We start from the raw sequence: 19983 nt of genomic DNA on the forward strand, positions 1-19983 counted from the left end.
GCTGGTTGCACGGGGCTGGCTATATTCTCATTAAGCCAGCCCTTTTTTACTGTCTCATCAATTTACGGGTAAGTACCTCCGGATCATGGATGTATTCGGGCAGGTACTCTACTTTGTTCGCCCTTGACGGGCAAATATCTATACCGCCCCGGCGGGTGTAAATACACGTTATCGAGAGTATTTCCGGGTTGAATTTATCCCATAAGCGTTTGTACGTCATTTCGCAGATTTCCTCGTGGAAATGGTTCTCGTTCCGCAGGGAAACGATGTATTTTAGCAGGGAAGCGTTGTTCGGCAGGCGGGAACCTTTCATTCGAATATAGATGCTTCCCCAATCCGGTTGCTTCGTGATCTTGCAATTACTGCGCAATAAATGGCTGCAAACCTTTATTTCACCTTCACCGGGCGTGTTTTCTTCCAGAAGAGCCGGGGTTTCGTCGTATTCCGTGAATGACAGGTCTTCCGCGTTTTTATCGTTTTCCAGCAGGGCATAGCCGTTGAAATCGAAAAACAATTCTTCCGGTTCCTGTTGGAAGAAAGAAATATCTACCCGTGTATCCAGAATTTGCTCCAAGTCGGATTTCACGATTCGGGTAAACAAGTCAATCCCTTCCGCCACGTTTTCCCCGAGGCGGGTCATGTTGAGCGAATTGAGGTAAAGTTTTAAGGACTTGCTCTCCACTATATTCGGGCTGCCCGCCGAATACACGATCTTTAGCACCCCGCACACGGGAAGTCCTTTTTGGGTTAAGAATCCTGCCTCGTAAGCATGCCATGTGTCATATCCCCGGAAAAGTTCTTCCGGGAGATGAATATCGTATATCACCCGGTTCAGACTACGGGGAACCGGAACGAGAATCAACGGGCAATAATCCGTGGGGTAGGCAACTTGCTGCCCGAGTACCTTGGCTTCTATTCCCATGACTAAAAGTTTTGCATGTTATACAATTTCGTGTATATACCGTTTTGTGCCAATAATTCCTCGTGGCGTCCCTGCTCGACGATTTCTCCTTCGTGGAACACGCAGATCAGGTCTGCATTCCGGATCGTCGACAGGCGGTGGGCCACGACAATGGATGTACGATTCTTCATCAGGTTATCCAATGCTTCCTGCACGAGTTTTTCCGATTCGGTATCCAGAGCCGAGGTTGCCTCGTCAAGAATCATGATCGGGGGATTCTTCAGTACGGCACGCGCGATGCTTAAACGCTGCCGTTGTCCGCCGCTTAATTTCCCGCCGCGGTCACCGATATTAGTCTGGTAACCTTTTTCCGTCTGCATGATGAAGTCGTGGGCGTTGGCAATCTTGGCGGCTCTTTCCACTTCTTCCGGAGTGGCGGTTTCCACGCCGAATGCGATGTTGTTGAATATCGTGTCGTTGAACAGGATCGGGTCTTGGTTCACGTTCCCCATCAATGCCCGCAGGTTTTGAGTAGAGGTATCTTTGATATTTATACCGTCAATCGTTATTTCTCCTTTCACGACGTCGTAGAAACGGGGGAGAAGATCGACAAACGTGCTCTTGCCCGAACCGGATTGCCCCACGAGCGCGATAGTCTTGCCTTTCGGGATGGTTAAGGTCACGTCTTTCAGTACCAGATGATCCTGACGGTAAGCAAAGTTCACGTGTTTGTATTCAATCTGCCGGTTAAAATCTTTCAGCGGCTTCGGGTTCTCCGGCTCTTTTATCGTGGATTCGGCGTTAAGTATCTGGTCGATACGATCCATGGCTGCCTGTCCTTTCTGTATACTGTACAATGCCGTGGAGAATTGTTTTGCCGGGTTGATGATAGAGTAGAATAGCGCGATGTACGCGATAAAATCCTGAGCCTCCATGATCGGGGAATCTCTCAAGATAAGGTACCCCCCGAACCAAACCACGATAACCACGACGATCGTTCCGAGAAATTCACTCATCGGGTGAGCGAGTGAACGCCGACGCATCAATTTGTTCATGATCCGGCGGTAGTCCTCGTTCAAGTTAGAGAATGACCGATCTACCTTTTTCTCCGCGTTAAAAGCCTTGATAATACGTAAACCGGAGAGTGTTTCCTCGATATTGGACAGGATTTCTCCCATTTTATCCTGTCCCTCTTTCGATCTCTTTTTCAGTGATTTACCTACTTTCCCGATCAGGAGTCCCATGACAGGCAACAGTACCAGTACGAATAAGGTCAATTGCCAACTCATGAAAATCATCGTGCTCAAGTAAATCAATATCAATATAGGGTTCTGGAAAAACATTTCCAGCGAGTTCATGATCGAGTTTTCCACTTCCTGCACGTCACCCGTCATGCGCGAAATGATATCCCCTTTGCGTTCTTCCGAGAAGAAGGGGAGCGGGAGCGATAAAATCTTCCGGTAAATCATGCGGCGAATATCCCGGACAACCCCGTTCCTGATAAAGATAATCTCGTAAGAAGCCATGTAAGAAAACCCGGTTTTGAAGAGAGCCGCCAACGCGAAGAAACCTCCCGCGACCAGCAGCGTGGTGACTGGTCCGATCGTATCCCGTCCTAACGTGACGTAGTAGTACAGGATATTTTTCAGCGTGGTCATATTCATCGCGAATTCAGGCAATTCCTTCACGTCGGATTCCGTCCGGAAAAGGATGCCCAAAACGGGTATCAATATCACGAATGACATCGAACCGAATATGGCGTGCAATATATTATATAGTATATTCTTGGTTAACCTTGCCTTGTAAGGAGGAATAAATCTTTTCAGTATCTGGATAAAATCGCGCATGTATTCCGTTTATAATCTCCCCGTGTAGTTGGAGGGAGTGATTTGTTTTAATGCTTTCTTCAACTCGGGGGACACGTCCAATGTATCGATAAATTCGGCAATGGATTGTTGTGTCACTTTACTGTTGGTGCGGGTGAGTGCTTTCAACGCCTCGTACGGGTTCGGGTAAGCCTCTCGCCGCAGGATGGTCTGGATGGCTTCCGCCACGACAGCCCAGTTTTCCTCCAAGTCTGCCTCTATCGCCGGTTTGTTGATAATCAATTTATTCAATCCTTTCAGTGTTGATTTGAACGCGATTACCGTGTGAGCCAAAGGCACCCCGATATTACGCAACACGGTAGAGTCCGTCAAATCTCTTTGCAGGCGGGATATCGGCAATTTATTGCTCAGGTGATCCAGTATAGCGTTTGCCATACCGAGATTGCCTTCCGAGTTCTCGAAATCGATCGGGTTCACCTTGTGGGGCATGGCGGACGAACCGACTTCCCCCGCTTTGATTTTCTGTTTGAAATAAGTCATGGAGATATACGTCCAGAAATCACGATCCAAATCAACCACTATCGTGTTGATACGGCGCAGGTTGTCGAACACGGCGGCAAAGTTGTCGTAGTTCGAGATTTGCGTGGTGTATTGTTCCCGCTCTATTTTCAGCTTTCGCGTCAGGAAGTTATTGGCAAACTCCGTCCAGTCGATCGCCGGGTAAGCCACGGTATGGGCGTTAAAGTTTCCGGTAGCCCCGCCGAATTTCCCGGAGCAGGCTACTTTCTTCAACAATTCCAGTTGTTTGCTCAGGCGATACACGAATACCTTTATCTCTTTCCCCAAGCGGGTGGGTGATGCCGGTTGCCCGTGAGTCTTTGCCAGCATGGGCACGTCTTTCCATTCTTCGGCAAGTTCTTCCAGTTTCGCTATCAGTTCGTCGATGAGCGGGTAATACACGTCATGGATAGCATCCCGGAAAGAGCAGGGCACAGAGGTATTGTTTATATCCTGTGAGGTCAGTCCGAAATGGATAAATTCTTTGTACTCGTGCAGGTTCAATTGATCGAATTTCTCTTTGATGAAGTATTCCACGGCTTTCACGTCGTGGTTCGTGACTTTCTCGATGTCCTTCACCTTTTGTGCGTCTTCCACGGAGAAATCGAGGTAAATATCTTTCAAGCTATCGAACAGCGCGTGATCGAATCCTTTTAATTGCGGCAATGGAAGCTCGCAGAGAGCGATAAAATATTCAACTTCAACCATCACCCTGTAACGAATCAAGGCACTCTCGGAAAAGTAGTTCGCCAACCCTTCGACTTTATCTCTGTATCGTCCGTCGATAGGGGAAATTGCTGTTAATGCTTGCATAATATACTTTAATTTTTAATTGTTTCTCTCGCGAAAGTACAAAAAAGTTCGTAAAGTTTATAAGGTTCATAAGGTTTATAAGGTTCATTGATTCCTGTGGGGCGCTTTGTCTTCGGCAGCTGCCGTTAAACACTGTCCGAAGGACACCCCTCACCTTATGAACTTTATGAACCTTATAAACTTTATAAACGAATAAGCCTAAGGCTTATTCCACCCTTAGGAAAAATCAAAAAAATCCCTTAAATTTACACGAATTTTAAAGGTAATCGGAACATGAACTTCTTCCAAGGATTTTCTAAAGGAATAAAGGCATACCGTGAAGCCGTGAAACTATTGTTTTCCGGGCGTTTCTGTTATTTCCTTTTATTTCCGGTCGTGATAATTATCGTGCTGTTCGCGGCGGGGAATTACGCTGTTTCCTGTATCGGGGGCGGACTTTCCGAGACGGTGGAACAGCAGGTTATGGATTGGGTTTCCGGCATTTCGTGGTTGAGTTGGGTTTCCGGTACGGTAGGTTTTATCGTGCGGTTGCTCGTGCGTGCCGTGTACTACATCCTGTTTATTTCTTTCGGGGGGTACGTGGTGATGGTCGTGATGTCGCCCGTCTACTCGTGGCTTTCCGAGCGCACGGAAGCGCGTCTTTCCGGGCGGGAATACCCGTTCAGTTTCGGGCAGTTGATGTGGGAAATCGGGCGGGGCATCGTGATCTCCTTGCGTTGTATGATATTTCAATTTATATTGACCGTTCTCTTGTTTTTCCTCTCTTTTATCCCGCTGGTCGGGTTGGTCACCCCGGTGCTGACGTTCGGGGTAAGTGCCTACTTCTACGGTTTCGCCTTCATGGATTACGCCGTGGAGAGGAAGCGTTTCCGGGTGCGGGAGAGTGTCCGCTATATGCGGCGCAATTCGGGAATGGTCGTCGCGATAGGGGCGGTATTTACCTTATCGTTGATGCTCCCGTTTATACGGGTAGTGGCGTGTAGTTTTGTATCTTTATTATCGGTAATCGCCGGGACGGTTGTCGTGAATGAAACATTAAATAAAAAGGTCGAGAAATGAAAAGATTGTTGCTTTGCATCGGTTTGTTGTTTTGTCTTCTCTCCGCGAGCGCGACGGGGAATAAGGCTATCGTGTACAAGGTGGATATAAAAGACGAAATCGGTCCGGGCATCTGGCGGCTGGTCAAGAAATCGTTCGACCGTGCCACGGAGGAGCGTGCCGATTACGTGTTGATTCACATGAATACCTACGGGGGAATGGTGGTATACGCCGATTCCCTGCGCAGCCTGATCCTGAATTACCCGAAACCCGTGTGGGTATTTATTGATAATAATGCGGCTTCTGCCGGGGCTTTGATTTCCATCGCCTGTGACAAGATATACATGCGGGAGGGGGCGAATATCGGTGCGGCTACTGTGGTCAACCAGACGGGAGAGGCTATGCCGGACAAGTACCAGTCGTACATGCGTTCCATGATCCGCGCCACGGCACAGGCGCACGGCAAAGATACGGTGACGGAGAACGGCAAGACGGTTGTCCGCTGGCATCGCGACCCGCGCATTGCCGAGGCGATGGTGGACGAGCGTGTGGCGGTGGAAGGTGTTTCGGACAGCGGCAAGATATTGACTTTCACGCCACACGAGGCGATACAGCACGGGTATTGTGAAGGAATCGCCGAGAGCGTGCCGGAAGTGATACGGGAAGCGGGCGTCACGGATTACGAGTTGCGGGAATATCGCCCCACGACGATGGATCGGTTGATCGGTTTCCTGATCCGCCCGATTATACAGGGACTCCTGATCATGGTTATCATCGGCGGCATTTACTTTGAATTGCAGACTCCCGGGGTAGGTTTCCCGTTGGTTGCCGCCGTCACGGCATGTTTGCTTTACTTCGCGCCGTTGTACTTGGAAGGGTTTGCCAATTACGTGGAAATCATCTTGTTCGTCGTGGGACTTGTCTTGCTCTTGCTGGAAATATTTGTCATACCGGGATTCGGCGTGGCGGGAATACTCGGCATTCTTTGCATCGTGGGTTCCTTGGCGTTATCCGGCATTGACAACTTTACCTTTGAATTTCTGCCCGATTTCGCGGGGGCAATCATCCGTTCACTGTTCTTCGTTATCAGTTGTTCTCTGATTTCCGTCGTCGGCAGTATTTGGTTAAGCCGCAAGTTATTCGGTTCCAGTCGGTTGAACTTTGCCCTTCACGCGGAACAGCGGGTAGAGGAGGGATTCGTGGGCGTGGATATGACCGTGAAGGAAGAAGTCGGGAAAGAGGGCGTAACATTCACGGACTTGCGCCCGGCGGGTAAGGTGGAAATCGGTAACGACATTTATGATGCCGTTTCCAACACGGGAGTGTTTATACAAAAAGGGGAGAAAGTAAAGATCATAAAGTATCAGGCGGGACAGGTTTACGTGGAAAAGCTCGTGCCATGAATCCAATCAGATGCTTGAAGAAAGTCGTTTACGTCGTTCTGGCGTTTATGATAGGGTGGTACGCGTATCCCTTGTTCAAGGATGCCGGTGCGGCAAAAACTTTTAATCGAGCCGCACGCTATTACAATAAAGGGAAATATGCCGATGCTGAGAAGTATTTCCTGATCGCGGCGAAGGACAGCATTCCGGAGGCGTATGTCAACTTGGGCATGATGTACTTCCGCGGCACGGGAGTGGAAAAGGATTACAAGAAAGCGGAATCTTGGTTGCGTTTGGCTGCCGAACACGGGTTTGCCGAAGCCCAATTCTGTTTGGGCGTGATATATCTCAAAGACGAAAGCAAATGTAGCATGCCGAAAGCCTTGCGTTGGTTTCTCGCCGCGGCGGTAAAGGGTGTACGGGAAGCCTCTAACAATCTGGGGGTGATGTACGAATACGGTTTGGGCGTACAGCGTGATACCGTGCTTGCCCGGATGTGGTACGACGTGTCGAACGAGTAATTCAATGATTTCTTGATTTATGATTGTTTTGGGAATCACTCAATCATAAATCAAGAAATCGTAAATCATAAATCAAATAAATTCCAACAACACCGCGCCGCACGAGTACCCGCCGCCGAAAACGGTCAGTCCCACGAGGTCGCCTCGCTCCACCCGGTCGAGGTTTTGCGAGAGGGCGATGCCGCAACTGGGACAACCCGTGTTGCCCACTTCCCCGATGTTCGACAGGATACGATCTTCCGGGAAGTCGATTTGCCGGGCGATCGTTGCCATGATTCGTTTGTTTGCCTGATGGGGGGCGATATATTTCAGGTCTGCCAATGTCTTGCCGTTGCTTTCCGTCACTACTTGCAAACCCTCGATCATGTAGTGGCAGGCATTGATAAACACGTCGCGTCCCTCCGGCATGCCGATGCCCCCGTGGCGCGGGCGCAGGTACACGGCGGTGTCCGCCTTGCCGATATGTCCCAGTCCCCGCGTGAAGATATCTAGTATCTTCGCCGCTTTTTCACCTTCCGGCGAAGCGGATATAGCGATGGCGATAGCACCGTCACCCCACAGGTGACCGCTCTGGGGACAACTCTCGTTGCTGTATTCCGTGTTATGCTCGGAGGCGACCACGATAGCTTTCGTCGCCTTGCCCATGGCGAAATACCCTTGCACGATCTCGATGGCGTTGATGAATGACGAACAAGCCGAGGAAACACTCAGGCATTTTGCCGCCCGCGTCGTGTACGCCCGCTGGATGGCGTGAGCCGCCGTGGCAACGGTGTCATGCGGGGAATACGTGGCAGCCACCACCAGATCGGTGTCCTCGATGGCGAAAGGCAGCTTGTCTTTCAGCCTTGCCACGGCTTCGAGAGCCATGGTATTCGTGTTTTCGCCTTCTCCCGCTTTGCTTCTGGTTTTGATTCCCGTTCTGCTGAATATCCATTCATCGTCCAGACCGTTCACGTCCTTGAAATAGGAATTGGGAACTCTCGCTTCCGGTATGTAATGTGCTATGGCGTTGATATATAGATCCATTTTTATAATGTGTTGTGATTACTTTTTGATAATCCCGTGAAATAATATATTAATATACTCGTTGATAATTTGAGGGTTTGGTCGATGATCATATTCCCGGATAAAACCAAATTCAAGGCTTTTAAAAACGGATTGCAGCGAGTTTGCCAGACGTCTGGGTTGTTTGATCGAGAATATCCCTTTATCCGCCCCGTCCTTTAAGATGGCGTACAAAAGTTCAATCTCCTGTTTGTCTATATTCTTTCTCAAGATATCGATTTTACTGTTGTTGTGTAAAAAAGTTTCCTTGATCGGCAGGCTTCCACCCATGAGTTCCGCGATTAAATTGAACCGTTCCTTTATATATAACTTCAACCGTTTGTCGGCGGGCAAGGCCGTGCGTACTGCCTGTTCCAGTTTTTGGTTTATCAATACTATTCTTTGATCCACGATGTGGTTAAAAATCTCTTCCTTGCTGTTAAAATGCGTGTACAAGGTACGCCTGCTAATCTTGGCGGCGTTGGCGATATCTTTCATCGTGGTCCCGTAGAAACTCATCTCGATGAACAATTTTTGTGCCACGTTGAGTATTTTATCTTTCGTTATTCGTAGGCTTGTTCTCATTTTAATTTCACAAATTGGAAAAAGTGTGCAATTATAATCAATAATTCGGGATATGCAAAATTAAGGGAAAACAAGTTTTCCCGGTTTATAAGGTTCATAAGGTTTATAAAGTTCATAAAGTGACGGGTGTCCTTTGAACAAGATTAAAACGGCAGCTCATGCTGCCGTTAGTATAGCGCCCTGTGGGGGGCAATAACTTTATAAACCTTATAAACTTTATGAACTTTATAACTTCCAAAGTGTTAAATTATGTTTTTACCAGAAGATATGACAAATGTCATGTTTTCATCCCCCGCCGGGGGGTATATTCGCGCCCGAAATTAAAATCAAAATCAATGGTAAATATATTATTAAAAGAAAAGCCGTTTACCCGCGAGTGGTTCAAGACATACGCCTTGTTGGTCGGCGGGGCTTTCGTGTTAGCGCTGGGGTATAGTTGTTTCATGGCACCGTACAAGATTGTTCCGGGAGGAATATACGGTATCACGATCGTGTTGCAGCACATGTGGGGATTTCCGATAGGTATGGCAGCACTCTGCTTCAATTTGCCGTTGAGTTTAATCGGTTTACGGGTATTGGGTTCCGATTTCGGGGTGAAGACATTTATTTGTTTCATTCTGGTTGCCGTGTTCTCCGACAGTCTTCCCGCCTTGTTGCTGACTTTGATGGGTGAACCTATCCCGGTGAGCGGCACGTTGGACCCGTTCAAATTGGGTGATGAAGTGTTGCTTGCTTGTATCTTCGGTGGGGTGGTCATGGGTATCGGCGTGGGCATGATACTGAAAACCCGCGCGTCCAGCGGCGGTACCGACGTGCTGTCGAACATCCTGCACAAGTGGACGCGTCGCCCGCTGGGGCAGTTGCAGATGTCCGTCGATTCCTGCATCGTGGTTTTCGGTTTCCTCATGTTTCAGGATTGGAAAGTGCCGATGTATTCTTGGTTGTCCATATTCCTGATGGGAAAGACGATCGATATGATTCTGCAAGGTTTCGACAACGAGAAGAGTTTCTTTATTATCTCCGACAAAGTGGAGGAAATCCGCACCTATATATTGAACGACCTGCACCGCGGCGGTTCAATCGTGCCGCTTCAAGGGATGTACAATCGTGCCGAGAAGGAGATGATCATGACCATGATAAACCGTCGTCAGATGGCTGTTTTACAACAAGCTATCTATAAGATTGACCCGAATGCTTTCGTGACAATCTTTGATGCACATCAGATACTGGGTGAGGGGTTCAAGAGGTTGGATTCATAGAACTATACCTTGTCAGTTGATCAATCTTTTCGCTATAATTGGTACCTCCATTCCCGCCATCATGAACGTATCATGAACCAATCATGAACGTAGCATGAACGTAAATTTGCGTTTATGATACGTTCATGAAATGTAAATGCTTGATACGTGTGAGTGGGTAACGGGGAGGTGATGGTTGTTCAATGGCTTGCAAGAAGTTGATATCGCTTTTTTAATCTTGTAACTTATAAATTGCTATAGGAAAATATTTTTATTAACTTGCGGCGTTTTTAACATGAACGTGAAAGATGATGAATAAACGTGACGTCGGTTACCGGGCTAAATTACGCTTTTCCCGTTGGAACAGGAAAGGGTATGCCATTTTCGCCTCGCTGGGGCGGGAGGTGTGCATCGGGCGGTTAGCGATACATATTTGTGAAATGGCGTTGCGGAAATCATCGAGAAAAGGCGTGATCGTGAATCTCGCGGAGGCGTTCGAACGAATGGTGACGACATTCGAGGAATACGCGGAAAAGGTGACGCGGGCGTGTTGCCCGGTGGTTCCCGCGCGTGTCGATGCTATTAATACCGGGAGTTACGGGAATTATGATACGAGAATGAAGGTACGTCCGGCTGTAAAGGTGGACGTACCTTTTTTATTGAAAACAAATTAATTTATGATTTATGAATTACGATTCGCGATTAGAAAAGCGTTAGCAGACGGGAGGGAATCATAAATCATAAATCCAAAATCTTAAATAGATCGGATGATAGAGAAATTGAAACAGGAGGTCTTCGAGGGAGGACAGATCACGAGGGAGGAAGCGCTGGCACTGGTTGCCGCGGGGGATAAGGCGGCGTTGTATGCTGCCGCGGGGGAGATACGCGATCGGTTTGCCGGGCGTTATTTCGACACTTGTTCCATCGTGAACGCGCGGTCGGGACGGTGCTCGGAAAATTGCAAGTGGTGCGCGCAGTCGGCAGTTTTCAAAACACACGTGCAGGAGTACGAGCTGATTGACGAGGAGAGTTGCGTGGAGTTGGCTCGATTGAACGCGAAATACAAGGTGAACAAGTTTTCGTTTGTCACGAGCGGGCGTGCGCTGTCGGACAAGAATATCGATCGCCTGCGCGGGTACGCCGAGAGGATAAAACGAGAGATGAATATCAACCTGTGTGCCTCGATGGGGTTGTTGAGCAAGGAACAGTTACGCCGACTGAAAGAGTCCGGTATAACCCGCTACCATTGTAATCTGGAATCGTCGCCGAGGTTTTTCGCCACGTTGTGCTCGTCACACACGCTAGAGGAGAAGATACAAACGATTCGTGCCGCGCAGGAGGTGGGGATGGAGGTTTGTTCCGGCGGGATTATCGGCATGGGTGAAACGATGGAGGATCGCGTGGATCTTGCCTTGACGGTGCGGGAATTGGGCGTGAAGTCAATACCGATGAACGTGTTGAATCCCATACCGGGTACCCCGCTGGAGGGTATGTCGCCGCTCGCGGACGACGAGGTGCTGACCACCGTCGCGGTGTTCCGCTTTATCAACCCGGACGCTTTCCTGCGCTTCGCGGGGGGACGCGTGCTGATCGCCCATATCGAGGAAGAAGCCATAAAAGCGGGTATTAACTCCGCCATTCTCGGCGATATGTTGACCACCGTAGGCTCGAAGGTGATGGAGGACATGGAGAAGGTGCAAAGACTAGGGTTTACAATTGAAAATGAATGAATGCAAGAGTTTATAAGGTTCATAAGGTTTATAAAGTTATAGACCGTCGTGGGGCGCTTTGTTCACGGCAGCTTGAGTTGCCGATAAGCCTTGTCCGAAGGACACCCGTCACTTTATGAACCTTATGAACTTTATAAACCTTATAAACTTTTAGTTATAATGAATACGGCAGAATTATTGAAGTTTGACAGGGAGCACGTGTGGCACCCGTACACGTCGACGATAGATCCGCTCCCGGTGTACCCGGTGAAAAGGGCGGAGGGTGTTTATATCGAACTGGAGGACGGTACGCGGCTGATTGACGGTATGTCGTCATGGTGGTGCGCGGTGCACGGGTACAATCACCCGGCGTTGAACGCGGCGGTCGAGGAACAGTTGAAGAGCATGTCACACGTCATGTTCGGCGGGTTGACGCACCGTCCGGCGGTGGAACTGGCGGAAAAGCTGCTGGAAATGGCCCCGCGGGGGATGGATAAGGTGTTTTACAGCGATTCCGGTTCGGTTGCCGTGGAGGTTGCCATGAAAATGGCTCTGCAATACTGGTACGCTGCCGGGAGAGAGGAGAAACGCTATTTCCTGACGATCATGAAAGGGTACCACGGCGACACGTGGAATGCCATGTCGGTATGCGATCCCGTGACGGGGATGCACGGTATTTTCCGGGGGACGCTGCCGATGCAGTATTTCGTGCATCGACCGGAAGTGCGTTATGGGGAAGTGTGCCTGCCGGAACATATCGAGGAGTTGAAGCAATGCCTGCGCAATAATCACAACCGTATCGCTGCCGTGATACTGGAGCCGATCGTGCAAGGTGCCGGGGGGATGTGGTTCTACTCGGCGGACTACCTGCGGCAGGTGCGGGAGTTGTGTGACGATTACGGCGTGTTGCTCGTGTGCGACGAGATCGCTACCGGGTTCGGTCGCACGGGGAAGATGTGGGGGGTGGATCACGCGGGAATCGTGCCGGATATCATGTGTGTCGGCAAGGCACTCACGGGCGGGTACATGAGTTTTGCCGCCACGATGGCAACGGAGAAGGTGGCAACGTGGATATGCACGGGAAACCCGGGTGTCTTCATGCATGGTCCCACGTTCATGGGTAACCCGATGGCGTGTGCCGTGGCGAATGCCTCGCTGGACTTGATACGGGGGTATGACCTTACCGAAATGATCGGGCGGATAGAGAGCCAGTTGCGGGTGGATTTGCTACCCGCGCTCGAGTATCCCAACGTGGCGGACGTGCGCGTGTTGGGGGCTATCGGCGTGGTGGAGATGAAAGATGCCGTGAACATGGGTGTTCTGCAAGCGGCTTTCGTCAGAGAGGGGGTATGGATACGTCCTTTCGGGCGGCTCGTGTACGTTATGCCGCCGTATATTATTCGGGCGGAGGAACTGAGGCGGTTGACGTCGGCGTTGTTGCGGGTGATCAAGTATTTCAGGTGAGGCGGCAGTTTAATTCGCCTTCGGCGAGTTGCATTTGCCCGCGGGCAAGTTGCAGGTTACATTCGCCTGCGGCGAGTTGAAGGGAATTACCGGTGTTAGAGTTGAATGATGAAAGAATATAATAAGGTGAAGTTATTGGAAGCGGAAGCAACTTGCAACCTGCAACTTGCCGAAGGCAAATTTAACCTGTAACTTCGCCGAAGGCGAAAAACAATGAATAAGGAAAGGTATATTAATAAACTGGAGAAAATCAAGGAATTCGGGAATTACCGGATGTTGCGGGACGTGCAGCACAACGGTTTTCTGATTCATTATAACGGGCGGGAGATGCTGAATCTCTCGTCGAACGATTATCTGGGATTGTCTTCCAACCCGGTTTTATACGAGGATTTCAGGAAAGAAACCGACGTGAAACTGTTGAGTTACAGTGCCGTGTCGTCCAGACTACTGTCCGGGAACCACGAGTATTACGGGTTGCTGGAGGACGATTTACGGGATTTGTACGGCAAGGAGGCGGCTTTGGTGCTGAACTCCGGGTATCACGCGAATATCGGTATTTTGCCGTCATTGGCGGGGAAGCGGGATTTGATCGTGGCGGACAAGCTGGTGCACGCGAGTATCATCGACGGTCTGCGGTTGAGTGACGCGCAGATGTTGCGTTACCGTCATCTGGATTACGACCACCTGCGGGAACTTCTGTTCAATCACCGGGAGGAGTACGAGAACGTGTTTATCGTGACGGAATCGATATTCAGCATGGACGGTGACACGGCGGATTTGCAGGAGTTGTGCGACTTGAAGAAGGAGTATGACGCGTTCCTGTACGTTGACGAGGCGCATGCCGTGGGGGTGCGGGGTACGAACGGGTTGGGATGTAGCGAAGAGCAGGGATGTATCGACGATATCGACTTTATCGTGGGCACTTTCGGCAAGGCGTTTGCCTCGTACGGGGCTTTCGTGGTGTGTGACGAGTTGTTCAAGGATTACCTTGTCAACACGCAGCGGAGTCTGATTTTCACGACGGCGTTGCCCCCGGTGGTGGTGGCGTGGACGCGGTTCGTGCTGAACCGGATGCCGGACTTTTTCCCGTATCGGCTGAAACTTACGGAGATTGCCGAACAATTGCGGACAACATTGTCCGAACGGGGATTCGAGACACGGGGCGATTCGCATATCGTGCCTTTCCTGTGCGGGAGCAACGAGAATAGCGTTTACATGTCCGAACTGTTTCAAGATAACGGCTTTTTCGTGTTGCCCGTGAGGTACCCGACCGTGCCGAAAAACGAGGCTCGTATCCGCTTCTCGCTGAATGCGGCGATACCGGAGGAGGATTACGAGTGTTTGAGGGAGTTTGTGGAAGTAAGTTTATGAAGTTTGTAAAGTTCATAAAGTTTATAAGGTTTATAGACCCCTGCGGGGCGCTTTGTCCACGGCAGCTTGAGCTGCCGATAAACGCTGTCCGAAGGACACCCGGCACTTTATGAACTTTATAAACCTTATAAACTTTATGAACTAAAAAAAAGTGCGAAGCTCGGTGGGTGGGAAAACAACTTGTAACTTGTAACCTGCCAATCTGTAACTTCGCCGAAGGCGAAAAAACTATGCGAAGACAGTGGATAACCAAAAAAGGGGGACGGTGCTTGACTTTGTTCTTTTGCGGATGGGGGATGGACGAACGTGCCGTGCAACATCTGACGGGAACGGGGGACGTGCTCGCGTTCTATGATTACCGGGATATAGCGGGGGAAGAAGCTCCCGTGACGGACGGGTACGATGAGATTCGTGCGGTGGCGTGGTCTATGGGCGTGTGGGCGGCGGCGGTGTTGCTGGAGCGGTGGAAGTTGCCCGTGACAAGACGGGTAGCGATCAACGGCACGGAGCGTCCCGTGGACGAGCGTTACGGGATTCTCCCGAAGGTTTACCTGTTGACGGAGCGGGGCATGGACGAGCGGGGACGGGACAAGTTCTTTGCCCGGATGCTGGCGGGACGGGAAGAGATGGCGAGATTCGGGGCAAATAAGCCTCTCCGGGAGTTGCATGAGCAGGTGGAGGAGTTGCGGGCTATCCGGGAGCAAGCGATGCTGATACGGCCGGAAACGCGGTGGGACAAGGCGTACGTGTCCGCGGGCGACGTGATCTTTCCGCCGGAAAGCCAGCGGAACTGGTGGGACGGACGATGCGAAACAGTGAGCATAGAGGGAGGACATTACCCGTTTTACGTGTTGGATAATTGGGATGAGATATGATGGAAAGGGGGTTAAAAGTTTATAAGGTTTATAAGGTTCATAAAGTGACGGGTGTCCTTCGGACAATGTTTATCGGCAGCTCAAGCTGCCGTGGACAAAGCGCCCCGCGGGGGTCTATAAACCTTATGAACTTTATAAACTTTATAAACCTTATAAACTTTATGAATTTCATGAAATTTGAACATGATGGAAATAAATAAAGAAAAAGTGCGGAAACATTTCCGGCGCAGTATGGGGAGTTATGACGAGAACGCGCGGGTACAGCGGGCAGTGGTCGGACGGCTGTGTCCTATGGCTGTGGCAGCGGTGGAACGGATGCCCCGGAAGATACTGGAAGTGGGATGCGGGACGGGATTGTTGACCGTTTTGTTGAGGCAGGCTTTTCCGGGGAGCGAGTTGCACGTGAACGATCTCGTGGAGGATTTGTGCCGCGGGACGGCTGTCGCTAACGGGATTCCGGAGGGATGTTGCATACCGGGTGATATCGAGCGGGCGGAACTACCCGGCGGGTATGACCTTATTGTTTCGGCTTCCACGTTCCAGTGGTTCACCGACCCGGAGGCTACTTTTTGCGAGTTGGCGGAGAATCTGAATGATGGCGGTTGCATGATATTCAGTTCGTTCGGTAAGCATAACTTGCGCGAGATACGGCAAACCACGGGCGGCGGTTTGGCATACCGCACGAAGGAGGAGTTGCGGGATTTGTTGAGTCCCTGTTTCACGGTGGAACGGATGGAGGAAGAGTTTCATGTTCTTGAATTTGATAATCCCCTGTCGGTTTTGCAGCATCTGAAACGAACGGGCGTGAACGTTTCTTCCGACCGTTCCGTGTGGACGAAAGGACGGGTGAATGCCTTTATCGACGAGTATAATACCCGCTTCACGGTGGAAGGAAAGGTGATATTGACTTATCACCCGCTTTACTTCGTGTGCAGGAGGAAACAATTGAAAATTGAAAGTTGAAAATTGAAAATGAAAAATGAACTCCTCCGTCTGCTTCGAAGCCGGGAGGGAGTTCAATCTAAAATCATAAATCATAAATGGGAACAGTTTATTTTGTCAGTGGAATAGATACGGATGCCGGGAAGTCGGTGGTGACCGGGTTGTTGGCTCGTTCTTTGAGAAGGAAAGGGGTAAACGTGATTACCCAGAAGTTTATTCAGACGGGATGCCGGGGGATATCGGAAGATATTCTGAAACATCGCGAGATTATGGGGATGGAGCCGCAACCCGAGGACGAGGACGGTACGACCTGTCCCTACGTGATGACCTATCCCGCCTCGCCGCATTTGGCAGCCGAGATTGATCGAGTGACACTCGACATGGGGCGCATTGCCGGGGCAACCGGGAAGTTGCGGGCTATGTACGACACGATATTGCTGGAAGGAGCCGGGGGACTGTACGTGCCGGTGACGAGGGAGTATTTCACGATAGACTACGTGTGTGAACAAAAGCTTCCGTTGATTTTAGTAACATCCTCTAAACTAGGAAGTATTAACCACACGTTGATGAGCCTTGAGTTGTGCCGTGCGCGGGGAATTGAGTTGGCTTGTCTGGTGTATAACCGTTTCCCGAACGACAGCGAGTGGATCACGAATGATTCGATCACGATATTCCGGCAATACTTGAAAGAACATTTCCCGACGACGGCATTGATCGAGGTGCCCGTGGTACACGGGACGGATTACCCGGACGTGGACGTTAGCGCCTTGGAGGGACGGAAATGAGGAAACTGGAATTGTTATCCCCGGCAAAGAATGTCGAGGTGGCGATAGCCGCTATCAACAACGGGGCGGATGCCGTGTACATCGGCGGACCCGCTTTCGGGGCGCGTCAGGCGGTAGGCAACACGGTGGAAGAGATCGCGCGGGTGGCGGAGTACGCTCATCGCTTTTATTGCAGGGTGTTCGTGACTTTGAACACGATACTTTATGATGATGAACTGGCGGAGGTGGAACGGTTGATTCACGCGCTGTATCGGGTTGGCGCGGATGCTATTATCGTGCAAGACCCGGCTATATTGAAACTGGATATACCGCCTATTGCCCTGCATGCCAGTACGCAGATGCATAATTACGATCTGAAACGCGTGAAGTTTCTCGATCGGTTGGGATTTCAGCGTATCGTGTTGGCGAGGGAATTATCCCTAGAGCAATTGCGGGCAATCCGGCGGGAGGTGAAAGCGGAGTTGGAGTATTTCGTGCATGGGGCTTTGTGTGTCAGTTTAAGCGGGCAGTGTTATATCTCTCATTATCTGACAGGAAGGTCTGCCAACAGGGGCGAGTGCGCGCAGGCTTGCCGGATGCGGTGGACGGTGGCGGACAGTGACGGGCAGGTGCTGGTGAAGGACAAACACGTGCTTTCACTTAAAGATTTAAATTTATCCGCTTACTTGCGTGATTTGGTGGATATTGGAATTGATTCGTTCAAGATAGAGGGGCGGTTGAAAGAAGTGGATTACGTGGCGAACGTCACGAGGTATTATTCTGCCCGGTTGGACGGGATTATCGCTGGAAGCGAGGGATTGTCCCGCGTGGGAAACGGGCACGTGAACGCAGGATTCGATGCCGATCCGGAACGAAGTTTCAACCGGGGGTACACGGATTATTTTATTGCCGGGCGGAAACAGGGCATCGTGAACATGGATACCCCGAAGTCCACGGGGAAGAAAGTGGCGGTGGTGAAACAGGCGAAAGGAAATTTGTTGGTCGTGGAGGCGCTGGAAACGATACATAATGCCGACGGCTTGTGCTATTTTGACGGGCAAGAGTTGCGGGGGATCAAGGTGAACACGGCGGAAGGCAATCGACTGACGTGCAACGAGCGGGTGACCGTGATGCCGGGGACGGTGTTGTACAGGAATTACGATCACGAGTTTGTAAGTCGTTTGTCCAAAGCGGTTTCAGTGCGTAAGATTCAAGTAAGAGTTGACGTGTACACGGAGGAGGATCATCTCGTGCTGGTTGCCGAGGACGAGGCAGGCGTGGCGGTGACACTGCGTAGTGACGAGGTGTTCGAGAGGGCGACAAACGCGGCTCAGGCGGAACGAATTGTCGGGCAGTTGGGCAAAAGCGGTAATACGCGCTATGATTGTTGCCCGGTAGAGTATCATGGTGATACGGTACTTTTTATCCCGTCGGCGGTGGTGAACGGTTACCGGGGGCGGTTGCTGGACTTGTTGACCGAGGAACGGGAGAAGCAACGGGAACGTTGGGTACAGGCGCCGTTGAACCGGGATGCGGTGTACGCGGGAGAGGCGGATTGGCGGTTGAACGTGGTGAACAGGTTGTCGGGGACATTCTACCGCGAACACGGGACGGCAGAGCCGGAAGCGGGTTTCGAGGTCGCCCGGAACCGTTCGGGACGTGCCGTGATGACCACGCGCTATTGCCTGTTGTTTGAACTGGGAATGTGCCGCAAGTCGGGCAAGGATAAGGCGTTGAAGTATCCCCTTTACCTTTCCAATAACTTGGGCAGATTCCGGCTTGAGTTCGATTGCGAACGTTGCTTTATGAAGGTGGTTTCGCCGTGAGGGGTTAGTGGACTAATTTCAGTCCCACGACACCCGCCAGTATGAGCGTGACGAATAATAGGCGAAGGACGCTTGCCGAGTCGTGAAAGAATAATATCCCTAGCAAGACGGTTCCCACGGCACCGATACCCGTCCATACCACGTACGCGGTGCCTATCGGGATGCTTTTTTGGGCAAGGTACAGGAGATAGCCGCTGCATCCCATGGAAACGATGGAAAGCGCGATGAAAAGGTAAAAGTGTTTCTCGTGAACACCCGCTAATTTGAACCCGAGAGGCCAGCCTATTTCCAGTAGTCCGGCACAAACCAATAAAATCCAAGGCATAGTTGTTTTCGTTAATGTTACAGGGCAAAGGTAGGGCGTCGACGCGGGGAATTACTTGATATTTATCAATTAATCGACACGGGCTTGCGATTCAATTGTAAAAGTATAATTTTGTGGAAAACTTGAAACAGATATGAGCGTGATGGCAGGAATGGAGAACTTTCTCCCGGGGAACGTGGGGAAACGGTTGGCATCTCTCGTGACGGAGGTGTGTTACCCGAGGGGACACGTGTTGTTCAGTCGGGATAAGCCGGAGAGGAATATCTATATCATCGGGCAAGGGATCGCGCGGGCGTACACGGAGGGCGACGGGAAGGACGTGACTATCTGGTTCGGGCTGGAAGGGGACGTTATTATCTCTGCCCGCGGGTATGTGTACGGGGAAAAGGGATACGAAACGATGGAGTTGTTGGAGGATGCAGTTTTGTACCGGATTGAATGGCAGGGACTTTTCGAACTTTATCATCACGATATAGAGGTGTGCAACTGGGCACGGCAGTTGCTGGAACGGGAGTTCGTGAAGACGGAACAACGGCTGATATCGCATTTGTCCGAAACGGCTTCGGAACGATACCTGCGCTTGACACGGGAGAAACCGGGGATTGTCCGACGGGTGCAGTTGCAGTATATCGCTTCTTATCTTGGGATTACTTCCGAGCATTTGAGTCGAATTAGGGGGAAGAAAAAGTGACGGGCGGGTTAAAAGTTATTTTAAACTCCCTCCCGGCTTCGCTGTACTCCCTCTATAAACAGAGGGAGAGCTGAGTTACTCACTGTCTTTTGGAAGAAGTACCAGCTCCT

General features: G+C 50.6%; 19 protein-coding genes. 13 read left to right on the plus strand and 6 right to left on the minus strand.

The window, feature by feature from the left end:
* Positions 1 to 46: 46 nt before the first annotated feature.
* The 3 genes from ACK8P8_RS07430 to purB are packed head-to-tail and all read right to left on the minus strand — an operon-like array spanning position 47 to position 4098.
* A complete protein-coding gene (locus ACK8P8_RS07430; RefSeq protein WP_303180517.1) occupies positions 47 to 922 on the minus strand; it encodes an NADPH-dependent 7-cyano-7-deazaguanine reductase QueF in 876 nt (291 codons plus the stop codon).
* A 2-nt stretch (positions 923 to 924) separates the two neighbouring features.
* Positions 925 to 2748 (minus strand): ABC transporter ATP-binding protein, encoded by a 1824-nt coding sequence (locus ACK8P8_RS07435; RefSeq protein ID WP_099292344.1) that lies wholly within the window; start codon positions 2746 to 2748, stop codon positions 925 to 927.
* A gap of 9 nt (positions 2749 to 2757) precedes the next feature.
* Positions 2758 to 4098 (minus strand): adenylosuccinate lyase, encoded by a 1341-nt coding sequence (purB, locus tag ACK8P8_RS07440; RefSeq protein ID WP_369860985.1) that lies wholly within the window; start codon positions 4096 to 4098, stop codon positions 2758 to 2760.
* A 273-nt stretch (positions 4099 to 4371) separates the two neighbouring features.
* Between purB and ACK8P8_RS07445 the strand changes: the two genes are divergently transcribed.
* From ACK8P8_RS07445 to ACK8P8_RS07455, 3 genes are read left to right on the plus strand one after another with little or no spacing between them, the layout of a single operon-like run.
* On the plus strand, positions 4372 to 5157 hold the full coding sequence (locus ACK8P8_RS07445; protein ID WP_099292346.1) for an EI24 domain-containing protein: 786 nt from the start codon (positions 4372 to 4374) through the stop codon (positions 5155 to 5157).
* Complete coding sequence (locus ACK8P8_RS07450; RefSeq protein WP_410025702.1) at positions 5154 to 6539, plus strand: NfeD family protein; 1386 nt, start codon at positions 5154 to 5156, stop codon at positions 6537 to 6539. The genes ACK8P8_RS07445 and ACK8P8_RS07450 overlap by 4 nt, the downstream gene beginning before the upstream one ends.
* Positions 6536 to 7039, plus strand: coding sequence for a tetratricopeptide repeat protein (locus ACK8P8_RS07455; protein WP_099292348.1), 504 nt, complete (start codon positions 6536 to 6538; stop codon positions 7037 to 7039). The genes ACK8P8_RS07450 and ACK8P8_RS07455 overlap by 4 nt, the downstream gene beginning before the upstream one ends.
* Before the next feature lie 72 nt (positions 7040 to 7111).
* Here ACK8P8_RS07455 and ACK8P8_RS07460 read toward each other — a convergent pair whose 3' ends face one another.
* Entirely contained in the window at positions 7112 to 8065 is a 954-nt protein-coding gene (locus ACK8P8_RS07460) for a 3-oxoacyl-ACP synthase III family protein (protein WP_292267451.1), read from the minus strand.
* 18 nt (positions 8066 to 8083) lie between these two features.
* Positions 8084 to 8626 (minus strand): TetR/AcrR family transcriptional regulator, encoded by a 543-nt coding sequence (locus tag ACK8P8_RS07465; RefSeq protein WP_176555065.1) that lies wholly within the window; start codon positions 8624 to 8626, stop codon positions 8084 to 8086.
* A 377-nt stretch (positions 8627 to 9003) separates the two neighbouring features.
* Here ACK8P8_RS07465 and ACK8P8_RS07470 point away from each other — a divergent pair, with 377 nt between their 5' ends.
* The 9 genes from ACK8P8_RS07470 (at position 9004) to ACK8P8_RS07510 (ending at position 18857) form a co-directional block, all read left to right on the plus strand.
* A complete protein-coding gene (locus ACK8P8_RS07470) occupies positions 9004 to 9927 on the plus strand; it encodes a YitT family protein (protein ID WP_410025703.1) in 924 nt (307 codons plus the stop codon).
* 287 nt (positions 9928 to 10214) lie between these two features.
* Positions 10215 to 10580 carry a hypothetical protein gene (locus ACK8P8_RS07475; protein WP_099292352.1) on the plus strand — a complete coding sequence of 122 codons (366 nt, stop codon included), beginning with the start codon at positions 10215 to 10217 and terminating at the stop codon, positions 10578 to 10580.
* Between the two features lie 93 nt (positions 10581 to 10673).
* Positions 10674 to 11636, plus strand: a complete 963-nt coding sequence (gene bioB, locus ACK8P8_RS07480) for a biotin synthase BioB (RefSeq protein WP_369860987.1) — start codon at positions 10674 to 10676, stop codon at positions 11634 to 11636.
* Between the two features lie 159 nt (positions 11637 to 11795).
* On the plus strand, positions 11796 to 13079 hold the full coding sequence (gene bioA, locus ACK8P8_RS07485; RefSeq protein WP_099292354.1) for an adenosylmethionine--8-amino-7-oxononanoate transaminase: 1284 nt from the start codon (positions 11796 to 11798) through the stop codon (positions 13077 to 13079).
* A 213-nt stretch (positions 13080 to 13292) separates the two neighbouring features.
* On the plus strand, positions 13293 to 14450 hold the full coding sequence (locus tag ACK8P8_RS07490) for an aminotransferase class I/II-fold pyridoxal phosphate-dependent enzyme (RefSeq protein ID WP_292267734.1): 1158 nt from the start codon (positions 13293 to 13295) through the stop codon (positions 14448 to 14450).
* Positions 14451 to 14680: 230 nt separating this feature from the next.
* On the plus strand, positions 14681 to 15325 hold the full coding sequence (locus ACK8P8_RS07495; RefSeq protein ID WP_227214637.1) for a DUF452 family protein: 645 nt from the start codon (positions 14681 to 14683) through the stop codon (positions 15323 to 15325).
* Between the two features lie 183 nt (positions 15326 to 15508).
* Positions 15509 to 16288, plus strand: a complete 780-nt coding sequence (bioC, locus tag ACK8P8_RS07500) for a malonyl-ACP O-methyltransferase BioC (RefSeq protein WP_099292358.1) — start codon at positions 15509 to 15511, stop codon at positions 16286 to 16288.
* A 77-nt stretch (positions 16289 to 16365) separates the two neighbouring features.
* Positions 16366 to 17052, plus strand: a complete 687-nt coding sequence (gene bioD, locus ACK8P8_RS07505; RefSeq protein WP_227214639.1) for a dethiobiotin synthase — start codon at positions 16366 to 16368, stop codon at positions 17050 to 17052.
* Positions 17049 to 18857, plus strand: coding sequence for a peptidase U32 family protein (locus tag ACK8P8_RS07510; protein WP_369860988.1), 1809 nt, complete (start codon positions 17049 to 17051; stop codon positions 18855 to 18857). The genes bioD and ACK8P8_RS07510 overlap by 4 nt, the downstream gene beginning before the upstream one ends.
* 4 nt (positions 18858 to 18861) lie before the next feature.
* On the opposite strand, the gene ACK8P8_RS07515 is transcribed toward ACK8P8_RS07510, so the two are convergent.
* A complete protein-coding gene (locus tag ACK8P8_RS07515) occupies positions 18862 to 19182 on the minus strand; it encodes a DMT family transporter (protein ID WP_099292361.1) in 321 nt (106 codons plus the stop codon).
* A 133-nt stretch (positions 19183 to 19315) separates the two neighbouring features.
* On the opposite strand from ACK8P8_RS07515, the gene ACK8P8_RS07520 reads away from it, so the two are divergent.
* Positions 19316 to 19873, plus strand: coding sequence for a Crp/Fnr family transcriptional regulator (locus ACK8P8_RS07520; RefSeq protein WP_369860989.1), 558 nt, complete (start codon positions 19316 to 19318; stop codon positions 19871 to 19873).
* Positions 19874 to 19983 lie beyond the last annotated feature (110 nt).

The sequence above is a fragment of the Butyricimonas muris genome (genome assembly GCF_046365375.1).
Classification (GTDB): Bacteria; Bacteroidota; Bacteroidia; order Bacteroidales; family Marinifilaceae; genus Butyricimonas; species Butyricimonas muris.